Below are 23,350 nucleotides of genomic sequence, written 5' to 3' on the forward strand. Positions count from 1 at the left end.
CCATAAAATTCTTCACAGCAGCAAATTTAATTGTTCCGCAGTAGCTCAGTGGTAGAGCTATCGGCTGTTAACCGATCGGTCGTAGGTTCGAGTCCTACCTGCGGAGCCAAACGGGGAAGTACTCAAGTGGCTGAAGAGGCGCCCCTGCTAAGGGTGTAGGTCGGGTAACCGGCGCGAGGGTTCAAATCCCTCCTTCTCCGCCATATTTAAGGCCCCTTGGTCAAGCGGTTAAGACACCTCCCTTTCACGGAGGTAACACGGGTTCGAGTCCCGTAGGGGTCATACAAAAAAACTGATAACAATAGGTTATCAGTTTTTTTGTGTTTAAATTTATTTAATGAAGTATTCTCCGCTTTTTCCATTCATGCCATATCTGGTCTAATCCCAAATACAAAATTTAAACGGGACAATATTCTGTAGTAATTATTATATTAATATAATAATTACCAGTATCTTCTCTGTAGTGAAAACGCTGGTAACGCTTACATACGCATAGATTTATCCTGATTTCGAACTATCTAATATTTAAAATCAAATAACTTTTTTGGACGAAAATCATAAAAATATTGAGAAATTTTTAAATAATTTTGACGATTATTGAAAGGAAATTTGATGAATGCTGTCGAAATTTGTCAAATCAAAAGTAAAAATGTCGATACACAACGGTTATTGTCAGAAAAGATAAAAAAGTTTTATGAGGAATATTGATTAATAGCAATTATAATTGGTTTTTGAAATACATTTTCATTGGGGATGAGGAGAGCCATGACAGTGAATACGTTTTTTCCGACGGACTATCAGTTACATTTATTTCACGAAGGAAATTACTTCCAAAGTCATCAGCTTTTTGGCGCTCATATCTTTAATAATTCCGATCAGGTTTATACACGATTTTGCGTATGGGCCCCTAATGCAAAGCAGATTAGGCTTGCGGGGGATTTTAATAACTGGAATGGTGAAGGGTATGAATTGCAGAAAGTTAATGACGAAGGAGTATGGATTCTAATTATAAATAGGGATCTAACAGGTAAGCTTTATAAGTATGAGATTTTTACACACTCAGGTGAGAGGTTGCTAAAATCAGATCCATTTGCTTTTTATTCTGAAATAAGACCCAATACAGCATCTATTGTTTATTCATTAAAAAAATCTGATTGGCAAGACAATCAGTGGATGAATCGAAGAGGAAAAAAGACCTTGCTGTCAGAGCCGGTAGTCATTTATGAAGTGCATTTGGGTTCTTGGAAAAAGAAAGAAGATGGAGAGTATCTAACTTATAAAGAATTGGCATCCGAACTTATTCCATACGTTCTTGAGCACGGATTTACTCATATAGAGTTATTACCTATTGTTGAACATCCGCTTGACGCCTCGTGGGGCTATCAAGGTACGGGTTACTTTTCTGTTACCTCAAGGTACGGGACACCTGATGACTTTAAAGAATTTGTTGATCAGCTTCATCAACATGGTATTGGGGTCATTCTTGATTGGGTCCCCGGTCATTTTTGTAAGGATGCACACGGTCTTTACCGTTTTGATGGGACTCATATTTATTCTTACAGCACAGCTAGTGACAGAGAAAATGCCGTTTGGGGAACTGCGAACTTTGACCTTGGGAAAGGAGAGGTCCAGAGTTTTCTAATTTCAAATGCACAATTTTGGATTGACTATTTCCATATTGACGGTTTTCGAATGGACGCTGTTGCAAATATCATTTACTGGCCAAATGGTTCCAATGAGAAGCGTGAAAATCCATTTGGAATTGACTTTTTGAAAAAACTTAACCAACATATTCATGAATATGAGCCGCATTTTTTAATGATTGGTGAGGACTCGACAGAATTCCCAAATGTCACAACTCCCGTTCCATATGGTGGGCTTGGTTTTGATTATAAATGGAATATGGGCTGGATGAATGACATGCTTGAATATATGGAAACTCCCCCTTACTCCCGTTCTGATGTCCATTCAAATGTAACTTTTTCATTTTTATATGCCTTTTTAGAAAACTTTATGCTGCCATTTTCCCATGATGAAGTTGTCCATGGAAAAAAATCATTGCTTGATAAAATGCCGGGAGATTATTGGGAGAAATTTGCGCAGCTTAGGCTTTTGTTGGGGTATATGTTTGCCCACCCGGGAAAAAAACTCTTATTTATGGGGTTTGAACTTGGCCAGTTTGCTGAATGGAAGGATAAAGAACAGCTTGATTGGAACTTAATGGACTATGAGATGCACCAAAAGTTAAATGCCTATGTAAAGTTATTAATTAAAGTCTATAAGCGGTCTAAGGCACTCTATGAACTCGATCATTTACAGGACGGATTCGAATGGATAGATGCCAATAATAGTCACCAATCGATTTTTTCTTTTCTGCGAAAAGGGAAGAAGACAGAAGAATTATTAGTAGTTATTTGCAATTTTACTGGTGTCAACTATCCTGTCTACAGAATTGGTGTTCCTAAATCAGGTGAGTATCGGGAAATTTTCAATAGTGATCAGATAGAATACGGTGGTACTGGATTGGTTAATAAAAAGACTGTTTTAGCAGAAGATGAACCATTCCATGGTCAGCCCTATTCATTAAATCTAACAATTCCCCCGTTTGGATTTCAAATCATCAGACCAGTTAAAAAGAGAAAGGAGCGAAAAGGAAATGGCAAAGAAGAAGTGCGTAGCCATGTTATTAGCAGGAGGAAAAGGTAGTAGGCTTAATTCGCTGACAAAGGATTTAGCGAAACCGGCCGTTCCTTTCGGAGGTAAATATCGAATTATTGATTTTGCATTAAGCAATTGCGCTAATTCGGGCATTGATACGGTTGGGGTATTAACCCAATACCAGCCTTTATTATTAAATTCCTATATTGGGATTGGCAGTGCATGGGATCTTGACCGTAAGGATGGCGGGGTGACCGTTTTACCGCCCTATGCAGAATCTTCCGAAGTGAAATGGTATACAGGCACGGCAAGTGCGATTTATCAAAACCTTAATTACCTGAAACAGTACCAGCCGGAATATGTGCTAATCCTATCAGGAGATCATATTTACAAAATGAACTACGAGAGTATGCTTGAGTACCATATTGAAAAAAGGGCTGACGTTACCATTTCCTTAATAGAAGTTCCTTGGGACGAAGCGAGCCGTTTTGGGATTATGGATACAGACGAGGAACTAAGAATAGTTGATTTTGATGAAAAGCCAGCGAATCCAAAGAATAATCTGGCCTCGATGGGCATTTATATTTTTAACTGGAATATACTTAAAGAATATCTTGAAATGGATGACCGTGTTCCTGAATCGAGTCATGACTTTGGTAAAGATGTAATTCCAATGCTTTTAGAGGAAAATAAAAAATTATTTGCCTATCCATTCAAAGGTTATTGGAAGGATGTCGGGACAGTTCAAAGCCTTTGGGAAGCGAACATGGATTTACTAAGAGAAGAGTGTGACTTAGATTTGTTTGATCACGGATGGAGGATTTATTCTGTGAACCCGAACCAGCCGCCTCAGTATATTTCTCCGGCTGCCGTTGTTAAAGAGTCGCTTATTAATGAGGGATGTACGATAGAAGGAGACATAGAAAAATCCGTTCTTTTTCAAGGGGTTACGGTTGGAAAAGGATCTACTATCTTAGAGTCTGTCATTATGCCTGATGCTATCATAGGCAATAATTGTTTGATTGAAAGGGCTATTGTTCCTTCTGAAGTGAAGGTGCCTGATGGGACCGTTATCCGCTCATTTGATGATGAAATTATTCTAGTTACTAATGAAATGTTAAGCGGGCTTTACCCTGCTTTTTAATATAATACTGGAGGGGCTTGGATTGAAGAAAGAGCTATTAGGAGTCATTGATGCCACCACATACCATGAGGATTTGGAAGATTTATTAGCACATCGTGCACTTGCTGCCCTGCCTTTTGCAGGTCGGTATCGGATTATCGATTTTGTTCTATCAAATATGGTGAATTCTGGCATCCGAAGTGTGGCAATTTTTCCAAAGATGCAGTACCGTTCGCTAATGGATCACCTGGGTTCTGGTAAGAATTGGGATTTAAATCGAAAACGAGATGGTCTATTCTTTTTCCCATCTCCTAGCGTTGATTTCGATGGAAAAAAGATTGGATCGTTTGAAAATTTTGCTGCAAATTTAGACTTCTTTTATCGCAGCACACAAGAATATTCTCTTATTTCCAATTGCTATACGGTTTTTAATATGAACTTTAGATCAATTTTAGAATGGCATAGCAATTCAAAATGTGACATCACCGAAATCCATCAAAAGGATGGAGGATCGATGGAGATGTACTTAATCAAAACATCCTTACTAATTAAGCTGATTGAAACACGTAATGAAACAGGCTATACCTGTATGAAGGATGCTGTTAATGATATTCAAAGTCTTTACACGATTTGTAATTATGAATATGACGGTTATGCCGTGATGATAGATTCAATCGAAAACTATTTTTCTACTAGTATGAATTTACTGCAGTCGGATGTCTGGAAAAAATTATTTATCAAAGAACAACCGATTTTTACTAAAGTAAAAGATGAGCCGCCAACCAAATATATTAAAGGGTCTGTTGTAAAAAATGCAATGATTGCCAACGGTTGTTTAATAAGCGGTTCCGTAGAAAATAGTATTATATCTCGAGGTGTGAAGATTGGAAAAGGAGCAGTTATTAAGAACTGTATCATCATGCAGAAGTGTGTGATTGAAGATAATTGTATTTTAGATTCCGTTATTTTAGATAAAGATGTGAAAGTTGAAGCAGGAACTCAATTAACTGGAACAGCGGGGTCACCATTCGTGGTACGTAAAGGAACACAACAAGGAGCGTTGATGAACTCGTGAAAGTATTATTTGCCGTATCGGAATGTGGACCATTTGCAAAATCGGGAGGCCTTGCCGATGTTGCCGGTTCCCTTCCAAAAGAATTAAAAAGTTTAGGTACTGATATCAGAGTTATTCTACCTAAATTCGGAACGATTTCAGAAGAATTTAAGCGAGAGATGAAAAAAATTAAAGAATTCACTGTTTCAGTTGGTTGGAGAAATCAATATTGCGGAATTGAAGAACTCACACATCAAGGAGTTACATATTATTTCGTCGATAATGAATACTACTTTAAACGTGAAAATTTATATGGCTATTTTGATGATGGGGAAAGATTTGCCTATTTTAATAGAGCTGTCTTAGAAACGCTTACCCAACTAGATTTTTTCCCGGATGTAATACATTGCCATGATTGGCATACGGCGATGATTCCTTATCTATTAAGAACTGAATATAATAATAGAAAAGGATACGGTCAAATGCGGACTGTGTTTACGATTCATAATCTTCAATTCCAAGGAATCTTCCCTAAAGAGATATTGGGAGATTTGTTAGGGATGGATTACAAATCCTTTCACTCCGGTCACTTAGAATTTTTCGGGAATATCAATTATATGAAGGGTGCTCTTGTAGCTGCAGATAAAATTACAACAGTAAGCCCGACATATAAAGAAGAAATTCAAACACCGGTATTTGGTGAAAAGTTAGACGGACTCCTGAGGGAAAGACAAGATGACCTTATTGGAATTTTAAATGGGATAGATGAAGATTTCTATAATCCTGCTTCCGACCCCTTAATATACCAAACCTATTCAGCGGCTAATCATCTAAATAAGGCGATTAACAAAACTGAGATTCAAAAATACTTTGGATTACCACAATCCACTCGTACCCCCTTATTAGTCATGATTACAAGGCTGACTAGGCAAAAAGGCCTTGATTTAGTTAAATGTGTCCTTCGTGAAATATTACAGGAAGATCTCCAGGTAATCATCCTCGGAACAGGTGATTATGAATACGAGGAACATTTAAGACAGGCAGCACGAATCTATCCTGAAAAATTAAGAGTCTTTACTGGGTTTAATGAAGGTCTTGCCCATAAACTTTATGCTGGGGCGGATTTGTTTTTAATGCCATCCCAGTTCGAGCCATGCGGGTTAGGCCAGTTAATTGCCATGAAATATGGTGCCATCCCGATTGTTAGAGAAACGGGCGGTTTAAATGATACGATCATTCCGTGGAACGAATTTACTGGAAAAGGAAATGGATTCTCCTTCTCCAATTTTAATGCCCATGATATGCTCTATACAATCAGAAGAGCTCTTGGTGTGTATCATGATTCAAAATCGTGGAAATCTATTGTAAAGCAAGCAATGGAAATGGATTATAGCTGGGCACAATCAGCCTATAGCTATAACCAATTATATGCAGAGATCGTTGCAAGGAGTGAAACACATGTTTTCTAATACGGTCGAGTTTAAGGAAACCTTTCTAAAAAGGATTGAGATGGTATGTGGAAAGAGTTTCTCGGAAAGCTCAGCCAGGGACCACTATCAAACTCTTGGAACAATGATTAGCGAATTTGTTAGTAAGGATTGGATTGCTACTAACGAGCGACATCTCGCCGCTAAAGGAAAGCAGGTTTATTACCTGTCTATTGAATATCTATTGGGGAAATTACTTAGACAAAACTTAATCAACCTTGGTGTGGAAGAGACAGTACAAGCCGGTCTAAAGGATTTAGGAATAGATTTAGGAGAATTAGAGGAGCTTGAGGCTGATGCAGGGCTTGGAAATGGTGGCTTAGGAAGATTAGCTGCCTGTTTTCTAGACTCACTAGCTTCCCTTAATCTGCCTGGCCATGGTCATGGCATTCGTTACAAGCATGGACTATTTGAACAAAAAATTGTTGATGGCTATCAAGTGGAATTACCGGAACAATGGTTGAAAAACGGAAACGTTTGGGAAATCCGCAAAACCGATGGTTCTATTAAAATCCCCTTTTGGGGGAAGGTAGAGTCGAAGACGGAAAATGGGCGCTTAGTATTTAATCATTTAAATGCTGAAACAGTTACGGCCGTGCCACACGACATGCCAGTTATTGGCTACCAGTCTAAAACCATCAATACATTAAGACTCTGGAATGCAGAGCCGTCGCAATTTCCTATGCATGTTGATATCTTAAAATATAAACGGGAAACGGAAATGATTTCTGAGTTCTTATATCCTGATGATACCCATGATGAAGGAAAGATTCTAAGATTGAAACAGCAATACTTTTTGGTATCCGCTAGTATACAATCGATTTTGAAGACCTACCGAAAACAACACAGCAGCTTGAATCAATTGCATGAACACATCTGTATTCACATAAATGATACGCATCCAGTGTTAGCTATCCCAGAGTTAATGAGAATCCTGCTTGATGATGAAGGCTTTGATTGGGAACAAGCATGGCACATTACAAAACATACTATTTCTTACACTAATCACACGACCTTGTCTGAAGCATTAGAGAAGTGGCCGATACATATTTTCGAACCGTTACTTCCAAGGATTTATATGATTGTAGAAGAGATCAATGAACGATTTTGCCATGAGTTATGGGAACAGACTCCAGGGGATTGGGAGCGGATAAAAGGACTAGCCATTATTGCAGACAATTTTGTAAAAATGGCTCATTTAGCGATTGTCGGAAGTTTTAGTATCAATGGGGTGGCGAAATTGCACACAGAAATTTTAAAGAAACGAGAGATGAATCAATTTTATCAACTGTTTCCAGAGAAGTTTAACAATAAAACTAACGGAATTGCTTACCGCCGCTGGCTGTTAAAAGCGAACCCAAAACTATCTTCTTTGATTACTGAGTCGATTGGCCCGGCTTGGACTCGTAAGGCTACAGAGCTTTCTCAATTACTTTCTTATCAAAAGGACTCTTCATTCTTAGAACAGCTATTAAAGATTAAAAATGAAAATAAACAAACCCTTGCGAATATTATTTTTGATAAGACAGGAACTGCTGTTGATCACAGTGCGATCTTTGATGTACAGGTAAAGCGCCTGCATGCGTATAAGCGGCAGCTTTTAAATGTTTTACATATCATGTATCTGTATAATCGAATCAAAGCGGATGCTAATTACCCTGTTGTTCCTAGAGTATTTATTTTTGGTGCGAAGGCATCGCCAGGCTATTATTATGCAAAAAAAATCATCAAATTAATAAATTCCGTTGCTGAAAAGGTTAATAATGACCCAGTAATCGGCGATAAAATGAAAGTCATTTTTCTTGAAAATTACCGTGTTTCCTTAGCGGAAAAAATCTTCCCCGCTGCAGATGTGAGTGAACAAATATCCACTGCTAGTAAGGAAGCTTCAGGAACAGGAAATATGAAATTTATGATTAATGGGGCTATGACGGTAGGAACTTTGGATGGTGCAAATATTGAGATTCGTGAATTAGTCGGTGATTCCAATATTTTCACGTTTGGACTAACCGCAGAAGAAGTTCTCCACTACTATCAGCACGGTGGATATCAATCCGATGAATATTACCACCATGATTATCGGATTCGTCAGGCAGTTGATCAGCTCGTGAATGGCTTTTTTCCTGGTGCCTATAACGAATTTGAACCAATATTCGATTCGCTCCTTCAGGAGAATGATCAATATTTTGTCTTAAAGGATTTTGCTTCCTATGCAGACACTCAACATTCCATTGGAGAAGCATTTACTGACCGAACCCGTTGGCAGCAAATGAGTCTTAATAACATCGCCCAAGCTGGCTACTTTTCAAGTGACCGCACGATTCAGGAATATGCTGACGATATTTGGAAAATAAAACCTATAAAATAAAAAGCTTCTGCAATCGCAGAAGCTTTTTTTTATAGATAGTGCCCAATGAATATTCCAACCGCTAATAGAAAACCAAAGATGGTATTTGTTTGCGCGGTTGCCTTCATGGCAGGTGCCATTTTAATTGGAATTGTGTTTTCAATAAAGCCTTTCGTTGCTTTCATGGCCTTTGGAGCGCTAAGAATAACAAGTGCGGTCCAAACTGGCAAAACACCAGTGATGATGAGTACCAAGACCCAAAGAAATGAAAAAGTGAACATCCCTGTTAGTAAATAAATTGCACCTTTTTTGCCTAATAGAATGGCCACTGTTTTACGGCCGTTTTCTTTGTCTCCATCCAAATCACGGATATTATTCGATAGCATAATCATACCAACTAAAATCATACTTGGAACTGAAACAAGTATGCTTGTGCTGCTGACTGTTCCCGTTTGAATAAAGAAGGCGATTAAAATAATCAGCATCCCCATAAAGAAACCTGAAAGAATTTCACCAAATGGTGTATAAGCGATTGGGAATGGACCTCCAGTATAAAAATATCCTACAGCCATACATATTATACCTACTACGGCTAACCACCAGCTGCTATTTGCACAAATATAGATCCCTAATAAAAGAGCTATTCCATAAAAGCCAAATGCAAGATTCAGGACTGTTTTTGGTTTGATTCCGTCACGAACAATCGTACCGCCAATCCCAACCGATTGGGCCGTATCCAGACCGCGCTTGAAATCGAAATATTCATTAAACATATTGGTTGCCGCTTGAATCAATAAACTCGCAATTAGCATGGCAAAAAATAGACCAAAGTGAATCTTCCCATGCTTAAGGGCTAGTGCCGTTCCAAGCAAAACTGGCACGAATGCAGCTGTTAATGTATGTGGGCGGGTCATTTGCCACCAAACTTGAAAGCCACGGTTAGATTCAACGACAGGTTTCGAGCTATGCTGTATATTTGGTTGCATATTATCTCTCCCTTGTTATTTTTCTCTCTATATAGGTTTAGAATCGATTATTTAATGGGCTTTGCCCAAACCTAAGTGTATGAAATTCAAGGATTAGTGTCAATTAATTTTTCTTATCAAATCTAGAAGATTATACCTGTTTGATTATTATTGGATGGTTGGTGGGAAAATAGAATTAATGAAATTTACTGAGAAGCTCATTTTTATCAATATGGTGAAAACTTGATATATAATAGGTATTGGAGCAGGTTTGCTAGTGACAACTATAACTGACTTCTTTACAATAGGAGTTGTATGTTAAATTTAGCAGAATATGAATGGATAACAGTCATTTCGGCTGTTTTGGAGGGATTTGTTTGGTTACCATTCAAGAATTAGAAATAATGGAACGAGGTCTTTTGGCTGTTAGCCATGCGAAAGAACTGGGACGTCCCATTTTGATTAGTGAAGTTCATAAAATGGACACGATTAACCCACTATCATTTTTTAATAAAGGAAAAGAGAATTATTGCGGGGAACGATTCTTCTGGAAGGACCCAACGGACGAGACCGTACTTGTTGGACTTGGGATTGCAAAACAAATTCAGACGGATCAGGCTTCTGACCGCTTTTTTCATGTTGAAAAGGAATGGGAGAAATTTTTAGAGGACTGCCTCATTTTTAATCCATATACAGAAATTGCTGTGGGGCCTGTCATGTTCGGAGGCTTTTCTTTCGATCCCCACAAGGAAAAAACAGATCTCTGGTCTAAGTACACTGATTCACTATTTCATATACCGAAATATCTATTGAGTATCATACGCGGTCAAACCTATTTAACCACGAATATTGTTTGTACCCCACAGGAGGATCCTTTTTTATTTAAAACAATAAGTGAAGAGAGAAATCAGCTACTAACTTCTCTCCATGATAACGAACGGATAAATACGGCAACCCTTCTAGAAACTAGAGAGATTAAACCTGAGCAGTGGAAAAAAACGGTCGACGGAGTTGTGAAGGAATTAACAGAAGGTCCACTTAAAAAGGTCGTCCTAGCCCGGGAACTGAGGCTTGTTTTTGACGATCAAGTAGAGGCAGAGGCTGTATTGAATAATTTATTTAATCAACAGCATGAAAGCTTTATATTCGCATTTGAATCGAATGGTGATTGTTTTATAGGGGCATCTCCCGAGAGACTGGTCAAAAAACAAGCAAATGAAGTATATTCTACCTGTCTTGCCGGTTCTATTCCACGGGGGAAAACAGAAAAAGAAGACCAGCAACTAGGTCAATTGTTATTAAATGATCAAAAGAATCTAATTGAACATGGTTTCGTTGTTGAAATGATTAAGGAAGCACTTGAAGAATCATGTGAAGAAATTATCCTGCCTGACAAGCCGCAGCTTATGAAGATTAGGGATATTCAGCATCTCTATACCCCTGTTATCGGTAAATGCCATAAGGATGCTTCTTTGCTGTTATTAGTCGAACGGCTACACCCCACACCAGCACTCGGCGGACTTCCTAAGGATGAAGCAGTGGTGAAAATTAGACAAGTAGAAGAACTTGATCGTGGTTTCTACGCCGCCCCACTAGGTTGGGTGGACTACAGAAAAAATGGCGAATTTGCTGTTTCCATTCGCTCTGGGCTGATCCAGGGGAAAGAGGTATCCTTGTTTGCAGGCTGTGGAGTAGTTGCCGATTCTGACCCGGAAAGTGAATACTTGGAGACGAGTTTGAAATTTAAACCCATGCTCCGAGCCCTTGGAGGAAATTGATATGAATCATCAAGAATCATTAACAGCTTATATTGCTGCCGTTGTTGCAGAGCTTATTTTTTCGGGAGTAACAGATGTCGTAGTCAGCCCTGGTTCAAGGTCAACTCCAATGGCGATGATTATGGCAGAGCATCCGGATTTAAAAGTCCATATCCATGTAGACGAACGGTCAGCGGCCTTTTTTGCCTTGGGGATTGCCAAGTCGTTAAATAGGCCAGTAGCGATTCTATGTACATCTGGTACGGCAGCAGCAAACTATTTTCCAGCGGTTGTGGAAGCACGTTATGCACGGGTTCCATTGATCGTTCTAACAGCGGACCGGCCGCATGAATTGAGAGAAGTTGGTGCACCGCAAGCCATTGATCAAATTCATTTATATGGGAAGCATGTAAAATGGTTCTCTGAAATGGCATTGCCTGAAAAAAGTGATGAAATTATCCGCTATGCCAGAACCGTTTGTGCCAGGGCAGTGGCGATTGCCACTAGTGCCCCCTCCGGTCCTGTTCATTTGAATTTTCCGTTCAGAGAGCCGCTCATTCCAAAGCTGGATGAGGAGCTCTTCGAGCTTAATGAACGACCCAACGGGTATATAAAAGTTCAAAACGGGGACTTAACGCTTTCAGATGAACATTTTCAGGAAATAGCAAACAGGCTTACTAAGACAAATAAAGGTGTTATTATTTGTGGAAACATGGGAGATCCGGAATTTCCTAAAGCGGTTACGCAATTAGCTGAGCAATTAAATTTTCCAATTATTGCAGACCCCTTATCACAATTAAGAAGTGGGCAGCATAGCCTTGAAAATATTATTGAAACGTATGATACTTTCTTACGGGTTGATGATGCAAAATCGTTTCTTAAACCGGATGTTATTTTAAGGTTTGGAGCGATGCCCATATCAAAGGCATTAACGATATTTTTAAAAGAAAATGGAAGCGCAGAACAATATGTTATTGATGGCGGCGGCGGATGGCGTGATCCCTCAGCGTTATCAACAAATATGATTTTCTGCAATGAATCACTATTCTGCGAAAAGTTGTTATCCTATACTGTTCCGAACTCTTCATCCGAATTTTTAATGAAATGGAAAAAAATAAACGAGCTAACCAAAGGAAATATGACTGCTCTAAGAGATATCACAGAATTAAGTGAAGGCAAACTATTCTATCAATTAGCCGAGATGGTACCAGAAGGTGCGACCCTTTTTGTTGGAAATAGCATGCCAATTCGCGACTTAGATAGTTTTTTTCTCAACAATAATAAAGAAATCAAAGTAATGGCCAACAGGGGAGCCAATGGGATCGATGGAACTGTCTCTACCGCGTTAGGTGCTGCTTTATACTCGAAATCCTTCTATCTTGTTCTCGGCGATTTGACCTTCTTCCATGACTTAAATGGTCTAATTGCGGCAAAATTGTACAATCTAGATATTAATATTCTTCTTGTTAACAATAATGGAGGCGGAATTTTTTCCTTCCTGCCACAATCGGAGCATTCTAAGAACTTTGAATTGCTGTTTGGAACGCCACTAGATCTTGAATTTGAGCATGCGGTAAAGATGTTTAAGGGTGAATTTACAAAGATTGAAGATTGGGACCATTTAGAGTCTGAAATGATGAAGGCTACTAATCAAACGGGATTAAAAGTATATGAGCTTAGAACAAACAGAGACGTTAACCGGGACGAACACCGCGAATTTTGGAGTTTTGTTTCCGGGGAAATATCGAACTTTGTCAAAGGTGAATAGTAAATGCAGATTATTAGCAACGGAATTCAATATCATGTCGAAGTATGCGGTGAAGGATCTATTCCACTTGTTCTTTTACATGGATTTACTGGGGACACCTCGACATGGACTCCTTTCTATGATGCTTGGGGGAAGCAAGTGAAACTAATTAGTCCTGACATCATTGGACATGGAAAAACGGAATCACCCGATGTACTTAGCCGTTACCAAATAGAATCAGTTGCAAAGGATTTAAAAGCGATCCTTGAACATTTTGATGTTGAGCAAGTAGATTTGCTTGGTTACTCTATGGGGGGAAGACTTGCCCTTACCTTTGCCCTACTGTTCCCAACGCGGGTCCGAAAATTGATACTTGAGAGTGTCTCACCCGGCTTGGCAACAGAAGATGAAAGACATCTTCGCCGTATGAAAGATGCAGAACTTGCTCATTTTATTAAAGAACGAGGGATACGCTGGTTTGTAGATTATTGGGAAGGGATCCCCCTTTTTCAAACGATGAATCGACTGCCTTCAGCACAAAAGCAAGTCATAAGAGAACAACGTTTAAACAATTCGCCTAGTGGGCTTGCTAATAGTCTGCTGGGGATGGGAACTGGCTCCCAGCCCAGCTGGTGGGGGAAATTAAACAAACTGACATGCGAGGTTATGCTTTTAACGGGTAAAGAAGATAAAAAGTTTTGTGATATTGCGGATAAAATGATGAAAGAGCTTAAAAATAGCTCATGGACGGTTATTGAAGGCAGTGGGCATGCAATTCATGTGGAAGAACCTGAAAAGTTTGGTACAATAGTAAGTGACTTTTTGTCAGAAGAATAAATAAAAGGAGGATTTCATTTTGACAGTAGAATGGATTGCAGGACGCAAGTATGAAGAAATTTTATATGAAACATACAATGGTATTGCGAAAATCACCATTAATCGTCCACATGTACATAATGCATTTACGCCGAGAACAGTTTCGGAAATGATTGATGCTTTCGCCTATGCGCGAGATGATTCAAGTATAGGGGTTATTGTTTTAACTGGTGCAGGAGAGAAGGCATTTTGCTCCGGTGGTGACCAAAAAGTCCGGGGCCATGGAGGATATGTTGGAGAGGATCAAATTCCTCGTCTCAACGTTCTTGACCTGCAGCGCCTCATTCGTGTGATACCGAAACCTGTTATCGCCATGGTAAAAGGATATGCTATTGGTGGCGGTCATGTGTTGCACATTGTGTGTGACTTAACGATTGCAGCTGATAACGCTATTTTCGGACAAACTGGACCGAATGTAGGGAGCTTTGATGCTGGTTATGGTTCAGGCTACCTGGCTAGAATTGTTGGACATAAAAAGGCTCGGGAAATTTGGTTCCTTTGCCGTCAGTACAATGCCCAAGAGGCACTTGATATGGGCTTAGTTAATACAGTGGTTCCGCTTGAAAGAGTTGAAGAGGAAACAATCCAATGGTGTAATGAAATTCTGGAGAAAAGTCCTACGGCCCTTCGTTTCTTGAAAGCAGCTATGAATGCTGATACAGACGGCTTAGCAGGTCTTCAGCAATTCGCCGGTGATGCAACCCTGCTTTACTATACAACCGATGAAGCAAAAGAAGGGCGCGACTCCTTTAAGGAAAAGCGTAAGCCTGATTTTGGTAAATTCCCTCGTTTTCCTTGATAGTTTTTCCGGCAGCTTGATGGTTCCCATCAGGCTGTTTTTAATAGAAAGACGGGTACGAGCAAGACAGATTTGGAAAGGTGACAGATATGCAAAGCGAAAAGATGCCTAATTTTTTAAAGAAAAGAGCGTTTCTAACCCCTGAACGGACCGCCGTTTATTTTCAAGAACAAACGATAACCTTCGGAGAACTCTACCATCGTTCTTATCAAGTAGCAGGACAGTTAGAAGCGATAGGGGTAAAAAAAGATCAATATGTCGGAGTGCTATTAAAAAATAATCTTGATACTATTGTTATTTTATTTGCACTCCAGCTGTTAGGTGTTCATTCTGTAATTTTAAACAACCGCCTCGCTCCGGCGGAATTGGTCTGGCAGTTAAAAGATTCAAATGTGGCTTCTTTACTACTTGACGACTCTTTTTCTGATACAAGAGCATTCATAAATAGACAGCTTCCATCCTTATACACGGTAACGACGGGGGACTTATTAACCGGGATTACTTGTGAACCCGATATTCAGGAAGAAATCTGCTTGTCGGAAGTATGTACGATTATGTATACATCAGGAACGACAGGAAATCCCAAAGGGGTAATTCAAACCTATGGAAATCACTGGTGGAGTTCGGTAGGTTCAGCCTTAAATTTGGGCTTTATAGAAGGTGATTGCTGGCTTTGTAACGTTCCGCTCTTTCATATTAGCGGCTTTTCAATTTTAATGCGCAGTGTCATCTATGGGATGCCTATCGTTCTCCACGACCACTTTGATGCGGAAGATACCATTAAAGATATTCAAGATAAAAAAGTGACAATCATGTCAGTTGTTGGTACAGCCCTAAGACGAATTGTTGATGCTCTTCAAGACAGTCGCCTTCCAGATCATTTTCGCTGTATGCTTCTTGGAGGAGGACCCGCGCCATTACCATTACTCCAAGCGTGTGTAGAAAAAGAAATTCCTGTATTCCAAACCTATGGAATGACTGAATCCTCCTCACAAATCGTAACACTTGCTCCAGAGTATAGTCTGTCAAAACTGGGCTCGGCCGGAAAGCCATTATTCACCTCGCAAGTTCAAATTATTGCAGAAGATGGCAGCCAAGCTCCCTCAGGTGTGCCAGGTGAAATTGTCGTAAAAGGACCTAATGTTACCCCTGGTTATCTATTCCTTCCTGAAGTAACAGAAGAAAAGTTTCAAAATGGTTGGTTCCACACGGGAGATATGGGGTACTTAGATGAAGAAGGCTTCTTATATGTACTTGATCGGCGTTCTGACCTGATTATTTCAGGGGGAGAGAATATTTACCCTGCCGAGATTGAGGCGGTTTTGTTAGCCCATCCGGATGTCGCAGAGGCAGGGGTTACAGGTTTAGTGAATGAAGAGTGGGGACAAGTGCCGATTGCTTTTATAATAAAAAAGGCGGGAACCAATCCTTCTAGTGAGGAACTTGAGCAATTTTGCAAAGAGCGATTAGGAAAATATAAGGTACCGAAAGCATTTTATTTTATGGAAGAATTGCCTAGAAATGCTTCGAAAAAACTGCTGCGCCGGGAGCTGCGGAAGTGGGTGGATCAATGATGACGATAGCATCAGTTGAGTTGAATGTCATCCAAATGCCCTTAAAGGAACCGTTTCTAACCCATTTAGGAGCCGTGACGGACCGTGAGGGAATCATCATTAGGATAACCAACTCAGATGGTGTTACAGGGTTTGGTGAGGGCGTGGCATTTTCCACCCCGTGGTACACAGAAGAAACGGTAAAAACAAGTTTACATATGTTAACTGATATTTTGATTCCTTTATTAAAAAAGAATCCGATCAATCATCCCCAAGAGGCTTCACTGCTTTTTCGCTCAATAAGAAGGAACAATATGGCTAAGGCCGCATTAGAAACGGCTCTGTGGGATTTATTTGCAAAAAGTTATTCACAGCCGCTAGCAAAAACCTTAGGCGGGACAAGCCCGCTTATTCCATCAGGTGTAGTGGTGGCAACAGACTCAACTAAAAATGCACTCCAACAAATTGAACAATATCTTGAGGCTGGTTATCAGCGGATTAAAGTAAAAATAAATCCACGGCAAGATTATTCTTTTCTCTCTGAAATTTGCAGCGTTTATCCAGACCTCGCAATCATGGCAGATGCCAATTCTGCCTATACCTTAAAAGATATCGACCGAATAAAGGCACTGGATGACTTTAACTTGCTGATGATTGAGCAGCCGCTGGGCTTTGATGATATTCTTGAACACGCAATGCTGCAAAAAGAAATAAAGACACCTATTTGTTTAGATGAAAGTATCGTTAGCTTTGAGGATGCTCGAAAAGCTATTGAGTTCGGAAGCTGTCAAGTGATTAATATAAAAGTGGGCAGAGTTGGCGGCTTGTATGAAGCGAAACGAATTCATGACTATTGCTTGGAAAAGGGCATACCTGTCTGGTGTGGAGGAATGATTGAATTTGGAATATCCCGCGCCCATAATATTGCACTCGCCTCATTACCAGGCTTTACAATCCCAGGAGATATCTCCGCCTCTAATCGCTTTTGGGAGGAAGACATTATCACTCCCGAGGTAACTGTAGAAAACGGATTCGTAAAAGTCCCATCCGGACCTGGAATTGGATTTGAAATAAACGAGAAAAGATTACAGGAAGTCTTGTTATCGAAAGAAACATTTGCTTTATAAAAAAATGAACCAGGTAAGAGCCTGGTTCATTTCAGCAACTATTAATTATTTAAAGCGGTTTTTAATGATTCAAGATTTTGATTCATTAATGAAAAATAGGTTTCTTTGTTTTTGATGTTATCGGTGGACAAAACAGCAAGATTATGAATTGGTAATGCTTTTGCACCAATTTCTTTTTGAACAATTTTTCCAAGCTTTGAATGGACATTTTGTTCGAAAAGCATATAGTGCAAACCATCTTGTTCAGCAACAGAGATTATTTTTTCTAATTCTTTCTGGGTTGGCTCATTGGCCGTAGACAGCCCTGAGATGCTGATTTGTTCAATTCCGTACCGTTTTTCCCAATAACTAAACGCCGCATGTGTAACGATAATTTTTTTATGCTTTGCATTTGTGAGTGCCTGCTCATAATTAGTATTTAATTCATCTAACTTTACGGCAAGTTGTTGAAAATTTTCATTAAATAATTGTTTGTTTTGAGGCATTTGTTTGATTAAGCCATCACGAATGACCGCAGCCATTTCTTTTGAATAAATCGGGTCAAGCCACACATGTGGATTGACATCCTTGTGAGTACCATCTTGTTCTTCTTCATGTGAATCGTCAAATTTTGGGAGCTTAAGATCCTCAGCTGTTGGGATTAATGTAACATGTTCATTTTTTAATGTTCCTTTAGCTTTTTCCACAAATCCTTCCAGCCCAAGACCAATATAGAAAAATACGTCTGAATCGGCTAAATTCATCATATCTTTTTGGGATGGTTCAAATGTGTGTTCATCTGCCCCAGGCGGATAAATCGTTTTAACATTTACATATTTTCCGCCAATTTGTTCAGTAAAATATTGAAGTGGGAATACAGTTGTATAAACAGTTAACTGATCCTTCTTTTTTTGTACTTGGTCTTTAACATTTGTACAGGCGGACAACAGAAGGCTTAATGGTAGTAGAATAGAAAGGATACGGATGATTTTTTTCATAATGACTCCTTAAAAATATTATTAAATCGGATTAATTACGATTTGTTTTCGAAAATTTTTTTGAATTCTGAATAATGATTAATACATAATACGGAACGATTCCGATTTCCATAAGTATCTTACAAAAAATCTTCCTCAAAAGCAAGGATAAAATTTTGTTTCATCATCAAAAATTAGGTATGCTTATAAAAACAAAGGAAAGGGTGGTTATCATGAGTAACTCAACATTATTGAATGAGCTGTTAGATTATAATAAGAAATTTGTGGAGCAGCATGAATATGAAAAGTACGAAACAACCAAATTTCCGAATAAACGCATGGTGATTCTAACATGTATGGATACTAGATTATTGGAGCTATTGCCCAAAGCATTAAATTTGGGGAATGGTGATGTGAAGCTTATAAAAGACGCTGGCGGACTAGTGTCACACCCGTTTGGAAGTGTGATGAGAAGTATACTAATTGCTGTTTATCAATTAAAGGCGCAGGAGGTTTTAGTCATTGCTCATTATGATTGCGGTATGAGCGGTCTAAAAGCCGAACCGGTGATTGAAAGTATGAAAGAGCGTGGAATATCAGAAGAAACCTTTGATACCCTTACATATTCTGGCATCAACATCAAACAGTGGTTACAAGGGTTTGATGATGTAACAGAGAGTGTTAAGCACAGTGTGGATATCATAAAAAATCATCCATTAATGCCAAAGGATGTACCGGTGCATGGATTGGTCATCGACCCTAAGACAGGAAAGCTTGATTTAATTGTTGATGGGAATAAGAATTAAGGCTTATCTTTTTCAGGTACAGGATCCAGACCACCAGGATGAAAGGGATGGCATTTTGCTATCCTTTTGATTGTAAGCCAGCCGCCTTTGAGCGCACCAAACCGTTGAATGGCTTCTAGGCCATAATGGGAACAGGTCGGATAAAACCGGCAGGTTGGCGGTTTTAATGGTGAGATAACTATTTGGTAAAAACGAATAATCGCTAGGAACGCTTTTTTAAGCATGACCATCTCTCCTTATCTACAATTATTTACAACATACCATAATTTAATAATCTCGTCTAAATTGTTAAATGTATGTAAGTGGATGAAAAAACTCGGAATTTATTGTATGATAAATGGTAGATAAAAAAAGGAGTGATATCGATGCCTTCAGTTGAAAGCTTTGATTTAGATCATAACGCTGTTAAAGCCCCTTATGTAAGACATTGTGGAGTCCATAAGGTTGGAAGTGACGGGGTTGTTAATAAATATGATATTCGTTTTTGCCAGCCGAATAAACAGGCGATGAAACCTGATGTGATTCATACACTCGAGCACTTGCTTGCTTTTAATCTTCGCAAGCATTCCGAGAAGTATAACCACTTCGATATTATCGATATTTCACCAATGGGCTGTCAAACAGGGTATTATCTTGTCGTTAGCGGTGAGCCGAAGGTTGAGGAAATCATTGATCTTTTAGAAGATACAATGAAAGATGCCCTTGAAATCATTGAAATTCCTGCTGCAAATGAAAGACAATGCGGCCAGGCAAAACTACATGATTTAGAAGGGGCCAAACGTTTAATGCGTTTTTGGCTTGAACAAAGCAAGGAAGACCTTAAACAAGTATTTGCTTAATCCTATAAAAAATTCCTATTCTACTTGAATAGGAATTTTTTTAAGCTTTATTTTGGTCATGGTCGGTGTCTTTTTCTTTCATTTCTTGGTCAATATATGGATTATTTTCTAATGGGTCGACAGTATGTTTATACGTGTAGGCTTTAGAAGTGGTACCCACGGCAAGAATAAGGACAACGATAACAATAATAATACAAATTGCAGCTACTACATACATGAGTGAGTATGCCTCCTTTTTTCTCTATTGTAGCATGAATTAGTATTTTTTTGAGAAAAGAAAAAGGGAAGCCCGCTGTAAGGGCTCCCATCCTAATGTTATTATGTACGATCAATGAATATTTCGAGGATGATAAGTATTTGTGCGGTGCTGTCCGTACTCTTCTTGGGCGAATTTACCTTTCAAACTTTCAATTAAGTAAATACCCATTAAATTGTATAATTCCTGCTTATCCATTTCTTGGATTAACGCAAGTAAATCTTCATGTGACATTTCTTCTAAAAACGCAAAGGCCAGCATGTCGATATCCTCTTCATCACCTGTAAGCTTGTTCCGGTACATTTCGTACAACTCATCTACTAATTTCATTTTGTACACCTCCTAGTTATCTTTTCCCTTATAAAGATAAAATAATGCTAACTTAACCATTTGTAAATTGACTGAAAAGTCTGTTTCTTTAGTTGTATGTTTATTATAGCGTATTTACTTCTAAAAAATGACTCGAAATTTGACAAAGAATAAATTTTTTCTATTTGCAAATTACTAATAAGTAAAAGGGGATGACGTAATGGATGAGCAAAAGAAAACCTATTATATTGATGTTGGAAGCGGTGAAATTTCTCAAAGTCCCACAAGTTCAACCTGGAGCTATAAAATTCAGGCTGATAGTGAAGAAATTACCCAATTGCGGGAGCTTTTTGATCAAAACTATTCCACTGAATGGAAAAACTTTTTTAGAGCCCATGTTCCATATGTGGAGTATCATTATGACCGTGAAAACGATGCATATGACAGTACCATTCAACAAGTGTATGGAATGTTGCATAAACTTGGTGATGAGGAAGCAAAAAATCATATTGAAAGTATGAATATACTGCCAGAATAAAATAATTACCTGGTAAGAAAAATCCTAACTTTAGGATTTTTCTTTTTTTCATTATAATTAGATTAAAACTGTTGAGGCGGAATTTAGAATGATACATTTTTTAGATAAAAATGAAAATCCGGTAGATTTGTCTTTTTCACAAAATGCTTTCGAAGAGAAAGCCAAGCATGTGTTGGTCATTTGCCAATATAGGGAGGAGTGGCTACTGACGAACCATAAAGAAAGAGGACTCGAATTTCCCGGCGGAAAAATGGAATCAGGGGAAACTCTTGAAGAGGCTGCACACCGCGAAGCATATGAGGAGACTGGCGCCATTTTAGGTAAGCTAAAATTTATTGCTGAGTATAAATTTTCAGACCCGATGAAGTCATATGTGAAAGCGGTCTTCTGGGGTAAGGTCGATCGGGTGGAGGAAACGACTAGTTACCACGAAACCAGGGGTCCCGTTTTAGTTACAGGTGATATATTGCAAAAGCGATTCGGAGATCATTACAGCTTTATCATGAAAGACCAAGTCGTCGAACAATGTGTTACACTCATTCAAAAGTTACAAAACGAAAAGGAATAGTAGAAAGTCATGCCAATCCACTATTCCTTGATAATTTTTTTCTCTAATAATTCGACGAGCTGATACATAATCGTGGCAAATACAGCGATAACCAACAGGGATAAGAAAACAAGTGTAAAATTAAAGACTTGGAAACCGTAAATGATCATGTATCCGAGCCCTCTTGATGATACAAGAAATTCTCCGACGATCACACCGACCCAGGAGAGGCCGACATTCACCTTTAAGGTAGAAATGATCGTTGGAAAACTCGCAGGTAGGATAGCTTCTTTGAAGCATTGCCATCGACTGGCACCGAAGGTTTGGAGCACTTTTAGATAGTTCGGATCGACCTCTTTGAATGAGGTATAAACTACAATGGTTGTAATGATAATCGAGATAATCGCACCCATGGCAATAATTGATGAATACCCCGGACCTAACGCCACAATTAAAATAGGTCCTAAGGCAACCTTTGGCATTGCATTTAAAATGACAAGATATGGATCGAGCACCCTGGAAATCATCGGGGACCACCAGAGGATGGCAGCTAGAATTGTCCCTAATAAGGTGCCAAGGATAAATCCAAAAACAGTTTCTGTTAATGTTACGCCTATATTACTGACTAGTGTTCCATCCTGAATTTTTTCAAGAAGTAAGTTCCATATCTTCGAAGGAGAACTGAAAAGTAACGGGTCAATCCATTGTTTCTGACTGGCCAATTGCCAACTGGAGAAAAAGACGATGAATATAATCGCTTGATAAAATCCAACCCATCTTTTTTCAATCTTTAACGATTGAATATAGTTTTTATGGAGTAGCTCCGGCTTATTCTTTTTCTCGCTCAAGAGACTCCAACTCCTTCCATATCGTTTGAAAAATACTTGAAAAGGCCGCGTGATTTCTTGCTTCAAATGGGGATATATTTCTTAGCTCCTCTGGCATCGTAAAGGTTTTATAGATTCTTCCTGGACTGGGTGAAAGTAAAAAGACCCGATCACTCATGGCAATAGCCTCACCAATATCGTGAGTAACAAGAATCGCAGTTTTACCAAATTCATCTAGGGTTTGGGAGACTAAATCTTCAAGTTTCAACTTAGTCTGATAATCGAGAGCGGAAAAAGGCTCATCAAGCATAAGCAGCTTTGGTTCAGTAGCCAGGGTGCGGACGAGAGCAACCCGCTGCCTCATCCCGCCTGATAACTGCCTGGGTAGTTGTTTTTCAACCCCGGCTAATCCGATTTGATTAAGGAGGCGAAGGGCTGCAGCTTTTGTGTTTTGATTCAACTGTTTGGATAACTTTAGACCGATCAGGATATTCTCTTCAATCGTCTTCCAAGGAAATAAATAATCCTGTTGGAGCATATAACCGATTTGATTTTTTGCGGTGGTTACAGGTTTATTTTCTAACAAGACGGTTCCTTGCGTTGGTTTAAGCAAACTAGAAATAATCGAAAGCAGAGTTGTCTTACCACAGCCGCTTGGGCCGAGGAGGGAGACAAATTCGCCCTCCTCTACTGTTAATGAAATATTGGAGAGGGCCGTGGTGGCGGAAGTTTTGGTGAAATAGGTGTGATGAATATTTTCAACGGTTAAAAAAGTCATA

22 protein-coding genes and 3 tRNA genes are annotated in these 23,350 nt (G+C 39.1%); 18 read left to right on the plus strand and 7 right to left on the minus strand.

The genetic code is table 11. The features are described 5' to 3' along the window. Positions 1–34: 34 nt before the first annotated feature. The 8 genes from BDR01S_RS19390 to BDR01S_RS19425 all read left to right on the plus strand — a co-directional run bounded on the left by BDR01S_RS19390 (position 35) and on the right by BDR01S_RS19425 (position 8,690). Positions 35–109: transfer RNA gene (locus BDR01S_RS19390), tRNA-Asn, on the plus strand. A gap of 3 nt (positions 110–112) precedes the next feature. Further along, positions 113–203 (plus strand) — tRNA-Ser (locus BDR01S_RS19395). A gap of 7 nt (positions 204–210) precedes the next feature. Then, a tRNA-Glu gene (locus tag BDR01S_RS19400) sits at positions 211–282 on the plus strand. 483 nt (positions 283–765) lie between these two features. Beyond that, complete coding sequence (glgB, locus tag BDR01S_RS19405; protein WP_066258349.1) at positions 766–2,706, plus strand: 1,4-alpha-glucan branching protein GlgB; 1,941 nt, start codon at positions 766–768, stop codon at positions 2,704–2,706. Further along, positions 2,657–3,802, plus strand: coding sequence for a glucose-1-phosphate adenylyltransferase (locus BDR01S_RS19410; RefSeq protein ID WP_066258347.1), 1,146 nt, complete (start codon positions 2,657–2,659; stop codon positions 3,800–3,802). Before glgB ends, BDR01S_RS19410 begins: the two co-directional genes overlap by 50 nt. 22 nt (positions 3,803–3,824) lie before the next feature. Next, positions 3,825–4,856 (plus strand): GlgC family sugar phosphate nucleotidyltransferase, encoded by a 1,032-nt coding sequence (locus BDR01S_RS19415; protein ID WP_066258345.1) that lies wholly within the window; start codon positions 3,825–3,827, stop codon positions 4,854–4,856. Continuing rightward, positions 4,853–6,304, plus strand: coding sequence for a glycogen synthase GlgA (gene glgA, locus BDR01S_RS19420; protein WP_066258343.1), 1,452 nt, complete (start codon positions 4,853–4,855; stop codon positions 6,302–6,304). The genes BDR01S_RS19415 and glgA overlap by 4 nt, the downstream gene beginning before the upstream one ends. Next, a complete protein-coding gene (locus BDR01S_RS19425; protein WP_066258340.1) occupies positions 6,294–8,690 on the plus strand; it encodes a glycogen/starch/alpha-glucan phosphorylase in 2,397 nt (798 codons plus the stop codon). The genes glgA and BDR01S_RS19425 overlap by 11 nt, the downstream gene beginning before the upstream one ends. Positions 8,691–8,719: 29 nt before the next feature. On the opposite strand, the gene BDR01S_RS19430 is transcribed toward BDR01S_RS19425, so the two are convergent. Next, positions 8,720–9,655 carry a 1,4-dihydroxy-2-naphthoate polyprenyltransferase gene (locus BDR01S_RS19430; protein WP_066258337.1) on the minus strand — a complete coding sequence of 312 codons (936 nt, stop codon included), beginning with the start codon at positions 9,653–9,655 and terminating at the stop codon, positions 8,720–8,722. 356 nt (positions 9,656–10,011) lie between these two features. On the opposite strand from BDR01S_RS19430, the gene BDR01S_RS19435 reads away from it, so the two are divergent. From BDR01S_RS19435 to menC, 6 genes are all read left to right on the plus strand, one after another. Continuing rightward, a complete protein-coding gene (locus BDR01S_RS19435) occupies positions 10,012–11,412 on the plus strand; it encodes an isochorismate synthase (RefSeq protein ID WP_066258335.1) in 1,401 nt (466 codons plus the stop codon). Position 11,413: 1 nt separating this feature from the next. Next, on the plus strand, positions 11,414–13,159 hold the full coding sequence (menD, locus tag BDR01S_RS19440; RefSeq protein WP_066258333.1) for a 2-succinyl-5-enolpyruvyl-6-hydroxy-3-cyclohexene-1-carboxylic-acid synthase: 1,746 nt from the start codon (positions 11,414–11,416) through the stop codon (positions 13,157–13,159). A 3-nt stretch (positions 13,160–13,162) separates the two neighbouring features. Continuing rightward, positions 13,163–13,975, plus strand: coding sequence for a 2-succinyl-6-hydroxy-2,4-cyclohexadiene-1-carboxylate synthase (menH, locus tag BDR01S_RS19445; RefSeq protein ID WP_066258331.1), 813 nt, complete (start codon positions 13,163–13,165; stop codon positions 13,973–13,975). 19 nt (positions 13,976–13,994) lie between these two features. Then, a complete protein-coding gene (menB, locus tag BDR01S_RS19450; RefSeq protein ID WP_066258328.1) occupies positions 13,995–14,813 on the plus strand; it encodes a 1,4-dihydroxy-2-naphthoyl-CoA synthase in 819 nt (272 codons plus the stop codon). Between the two features lie 89 nt (positions 14,814–14,902). Next, positions 14,903–16,387: an o-succinylbenzoate--CoA ligase gene (locus BDR01S_RS19455; protein WP_066258325.1), complete on the plus strand. Its 1,485-nt coding sequence runs from the start codon at positions 14,903–14,905 to the stop codon at positions 16,385–16,387. Further along, the gene (menC, locus tag BDR01S_RS19460) at positions 16,387–17,493 is read left to right on the plus strand and encodes an o-succinylbenzoate synthase (protein WP_082797506.1); all 1,107 of its coding nucleotides are present in this window, start codon (positions 16,387–16,389) and stop codon (positions 17,491–17,493) included. The genes BDR01S_RS19455 and menC overlap by 1 nt, the downstream gene beginning before the upstream one ends. Positions 17,494–17,534: 41 nt before the next feature. Here menC and BDR01S_RS19465 read toward each other — a convergent pair whose 3' ends face one another. Beyond that, positions 17,535–18,470: a metal ABC transporter solute-binding protein, Zn/Mn family gene (locus BDR01S_RS19465; RefSeq protein WP_082797507.1), complete on the minus strand. Its 936-nt coding sequence runs from the start codon at positions 18,468–18,470 to the stop codon at positions 17,535–17,537. A gap of 212 nt (positions 18,471–18,682) precedes the next feature. Here BDR01S_RS19465 and BDR01S_RS19470 point away from each other — a divergent pair, with 212 nt between their 5' ends. After that, positions 18,683–19,255, plus strand: a complete 573-nt coding sequence (locus BDR01S_RS19470; RefSeq protein WP_066260330.1) for a beta-class carbonic anhydrase — start codon at positions 18,683–18,685, stop codon at positions 19,253–19,255. On the opposite strand, the gene yidD is transcribed toward BDR01S_RS19470, so the two are convergent. Beyond that, complete coding sequence (gene yidD / locus BDR01S_RS19475) at positions 19,252–19,479, minus strand: membrane protein insertion efficiency factor YidD (protein ID WP_066258320.1); 228 nt, start codon at positions 19,477–19,479, stop codon at positions 19,252–19,254. The genes BDR01S_RS19470 and yidD overlap by 4 nt on opposite strands. A 141-nt stretch (positions 19,480–19,620) precedes the next feature. Between yidD and BDR01S_RS19480 the strand changes: the two genes are divergently transcribed. Further along, positions 19,621–20,094 carry an S-ribosylhomocysteine lyase gene (locus BDR01S_RS19480; protein WP_066258319.1) on the plus strand — a complete coding sequence of 158 codons (474 nt, stop codon included), beginning with the start codon at positions 19,621–19,623 and terminating at the stop codon, positions 20,092–20,094. Positions 20,095–20,134: 40 nt separating this feature from the next. Here BDR01S_RS19480 and ytzI read toward each other — a convergent pair whose 3' ends face one another. Together ytzI and BDR01S_RS19485 are read right to left on the minus strand one after the other, a co-directional pair. Beyond that, the gene (ytzI, locus tag BDR01S_RS25020; RefSeq protein WP_082797508.1) at positions 20,135–20,311 is read right to left on the minus strand and encodes a YtzI protein; all 177 of its coding nucleotides are present in this window, start codon (positions 20,309–20,311) and stop codon (positions 20,135–20,137) included. 111 nt (positions 20,312–20,422) lie between these two features. Next, the gene (locus BDR01S_RS19485; RefSeq protein ID WP_066258317.1) at positions 20,423–20,680 is read right to left on the minus strand and encodes a DUF6154 family protein; all 258 of its coding nucleotides are present in this window, start codon (positions 20,678–20,680) and stop codon (positions 20,423–20,425) included. 199 nt (positions 20,681–20,879) lie between these two features. Here BDR01S_RS19485 and BDR01S_RS19490 point away from each other — a divergent pair, with 199 nt between their 5' ends. Both BDR01S_RS19490 and ytkD read left to right on the plus strand, forming a co-directional pair. Further along, positions 20,880–21,197, plus strand: coding sequence for a hydrolase (locus BDR01S_RS19490; protein ID WP_066258316.1), 318 nt, complete (start codon positions 20,880–20,882; stop codon positions 21,195–21,197). Between the two features lie 88 nt (positions 21,198–21,285). After that, positions 21,286–21,765 carry an RNA deprotection pyrophosphohydrolase gene (gene ytkD, locus BDR01S_RS19495; protein ID WP_066258315.1) on the plus strand — a complete coding sequence of 160 codons (480 nt, stop codon included), beginning with the start codon at positions 21,286–21,288 and terminating at the stop codon, positions 21,763–21,765. A gap of 20 nt (positions 21,766–21,785) precedes the next feature. Here ytkD and BDR01S_RS19500 read toward each other — a convergent pair whose 3' ends face one another. Together BDR01S_RS19500 and BDR01S_RS19505 are read right to left on the minus strand one after the other, a co-directional pair. Next, entirely contained in the window at positions 21,786–22,592 is an 807-nt protein-coding gene (locus tag BDR01S_RS19500) for an ABC transporter permease (RefSeq protein ID WP_066258313.1), read from the minus strand. Then, the gene (locus tag BDR01S_RS19505; protein ID WP_066258311.1) at positions 22,573–23,349 is read right to left on the minus strand and encodes an ABC transporter ATP-binding protein; all 777 of its coding nucleotides are present in this window, start codon (positions 23,347–23,349) and stop codon (positions 22,573–22,575) included. The genes BDR01S_RS19500 and BDR01S_RS19505 overlap by 20 nt, the downstream gene beginning before the upstream one ends. Between the last annotated feature and the right edge of the window lies 1 nt (position 23,350).

The organism is Neobacillus drentensis NBRC 102427 (assembly GCF_001591445.1).
Lineage (GTDB): Bacteria > Bacillota > Bacilli > Bacillales > Cytobacillaceae > Neobacillus > Neobacillus drentensis.

What these genes read in the sequence shown, in the direction of transcription:
- glgB (WP_066258349.1), top strand. Translation starts at nt 766, where the DNA reads ATGACAGTGAATACGTTTTTTCCGACGGACTATCAGTTACATTTATTT.
- BDR01S_RS19410 (WP_066258347.1), top strand. Translation starts at nt 2,657, where the DNA reads ATGGCAAAGAAGAAGTGCGTAGCCATGTTATTAGCAGGAGGAAAAGGT.
- BDR01S_RS19425 (WP_066258340.1), top strand. Translation starts at nt 6,294, where the DNA reads ATGTTTTCTAATACGGTCGAGTTTAAGGAAACCTTTCTAAAAAGGATT.
- BDR01S_RS19430 (WP_066258337.1), bottom strand. Translation starts at nt 9,655, where the DNA reads ATGCAACCAAATATACAGCATAGCTCGAAACCTGTCGTTGAATCTAAC.
- menD (WP_066258333.1), top strand. Translation starts at nt 11,414, where the DNA reads ATGAATCATCAAGAATCATTAACAGCTTATATTGCTGCCGTTGTTGCA.
- menH (WP_066258331.1), top strand. Translation starts at nt 13,163, where the DNA reads ATGCAGATTATTAGCAACGGAATTCAATATCATGTCGAAGTATGCGGT.
- BDR01S_RS19455 (WP_066258325.1), top strand. Translation starts at nt 14,903, where the DNA reads ATGCAAAGCGAAAAGATGCCTAATTTTTTAAAGAAAAGAGCGTTTCTA.
- menC (WP_082797506.1), top strand. Translation starts at nt 16,387, where the DNA reads ATGACGATAGCATCAGTTGAGTTGAATGTCATCCAAATGCCCTTAAAG.
- BDR01S_RS19465 (WP_082797507.1), bottom strand. Translation starts at nt 18,470, where the DNA reads ATGAAAAAAATCATCCGTATCCTTTCTATTCTACTACCATTAAGCCTT.
- BDR01S_RS19470 (WP_066260330.1), top strand. Translation starts at nt 18,683, where the DNA reads ATGAGTAACTCAACATTATTGAATGAGCTGTTAGATTATAATAAGAAA.
- yidD (WP_066258320.1), bottom strand. Translation starts at nt 19,479, where the DNA reads ATGCTTAAAAAAGCGTTCCTAGCGATTATTCGTTTTTACCAAATAGTT.
- BDR01S_RS19480 (WP_066258319.1), top strand. Translation starts at nt 19,621, where the DNA reads ATGCCTTCAGTTGAAAGCTTTGATTTAGATCATAACGCTGTTAAAGCC.
- ytzI (WP_082797508.1), bottom strand. Translation starts at nt 20,311, where the DNA reads ATGTATGTAGTAGCTGCAATTTGTATTATTATTGTTATCGTTGTCCTT.
- BDR01S_RS19485 (WP_066258317.1), bottom strand. Translation starts at nt 20,680, where the DNA reads ATGAAATTAGTAGATGAGTTGTACGAAATGTACCGGAACAAGCTTACA.
- BDR01S_RS19490 (WP_066258316.1), top strand. Translation starts at nt 20,880, where the DNA reads ATGGATGAGCAAAAGAAAACCTATTATATTGATGTTGGAAGCGGTGAA.
- ytkD (WP_066258315.1), top strand. Translation starts at nt 21,286, where the DNA reads ATGATACATTTTTTAGATAAAAATGAAAATCCGGTAGATTTGTCTTTT.
- BDR01S_RS19505 (WP_066258311.1), bottom strand. Translation starts at nt 23,349, where the DNA reads ATGACTTTTTTAACCGTTGAAAATATTCATCACACCTATTTCACCAAA.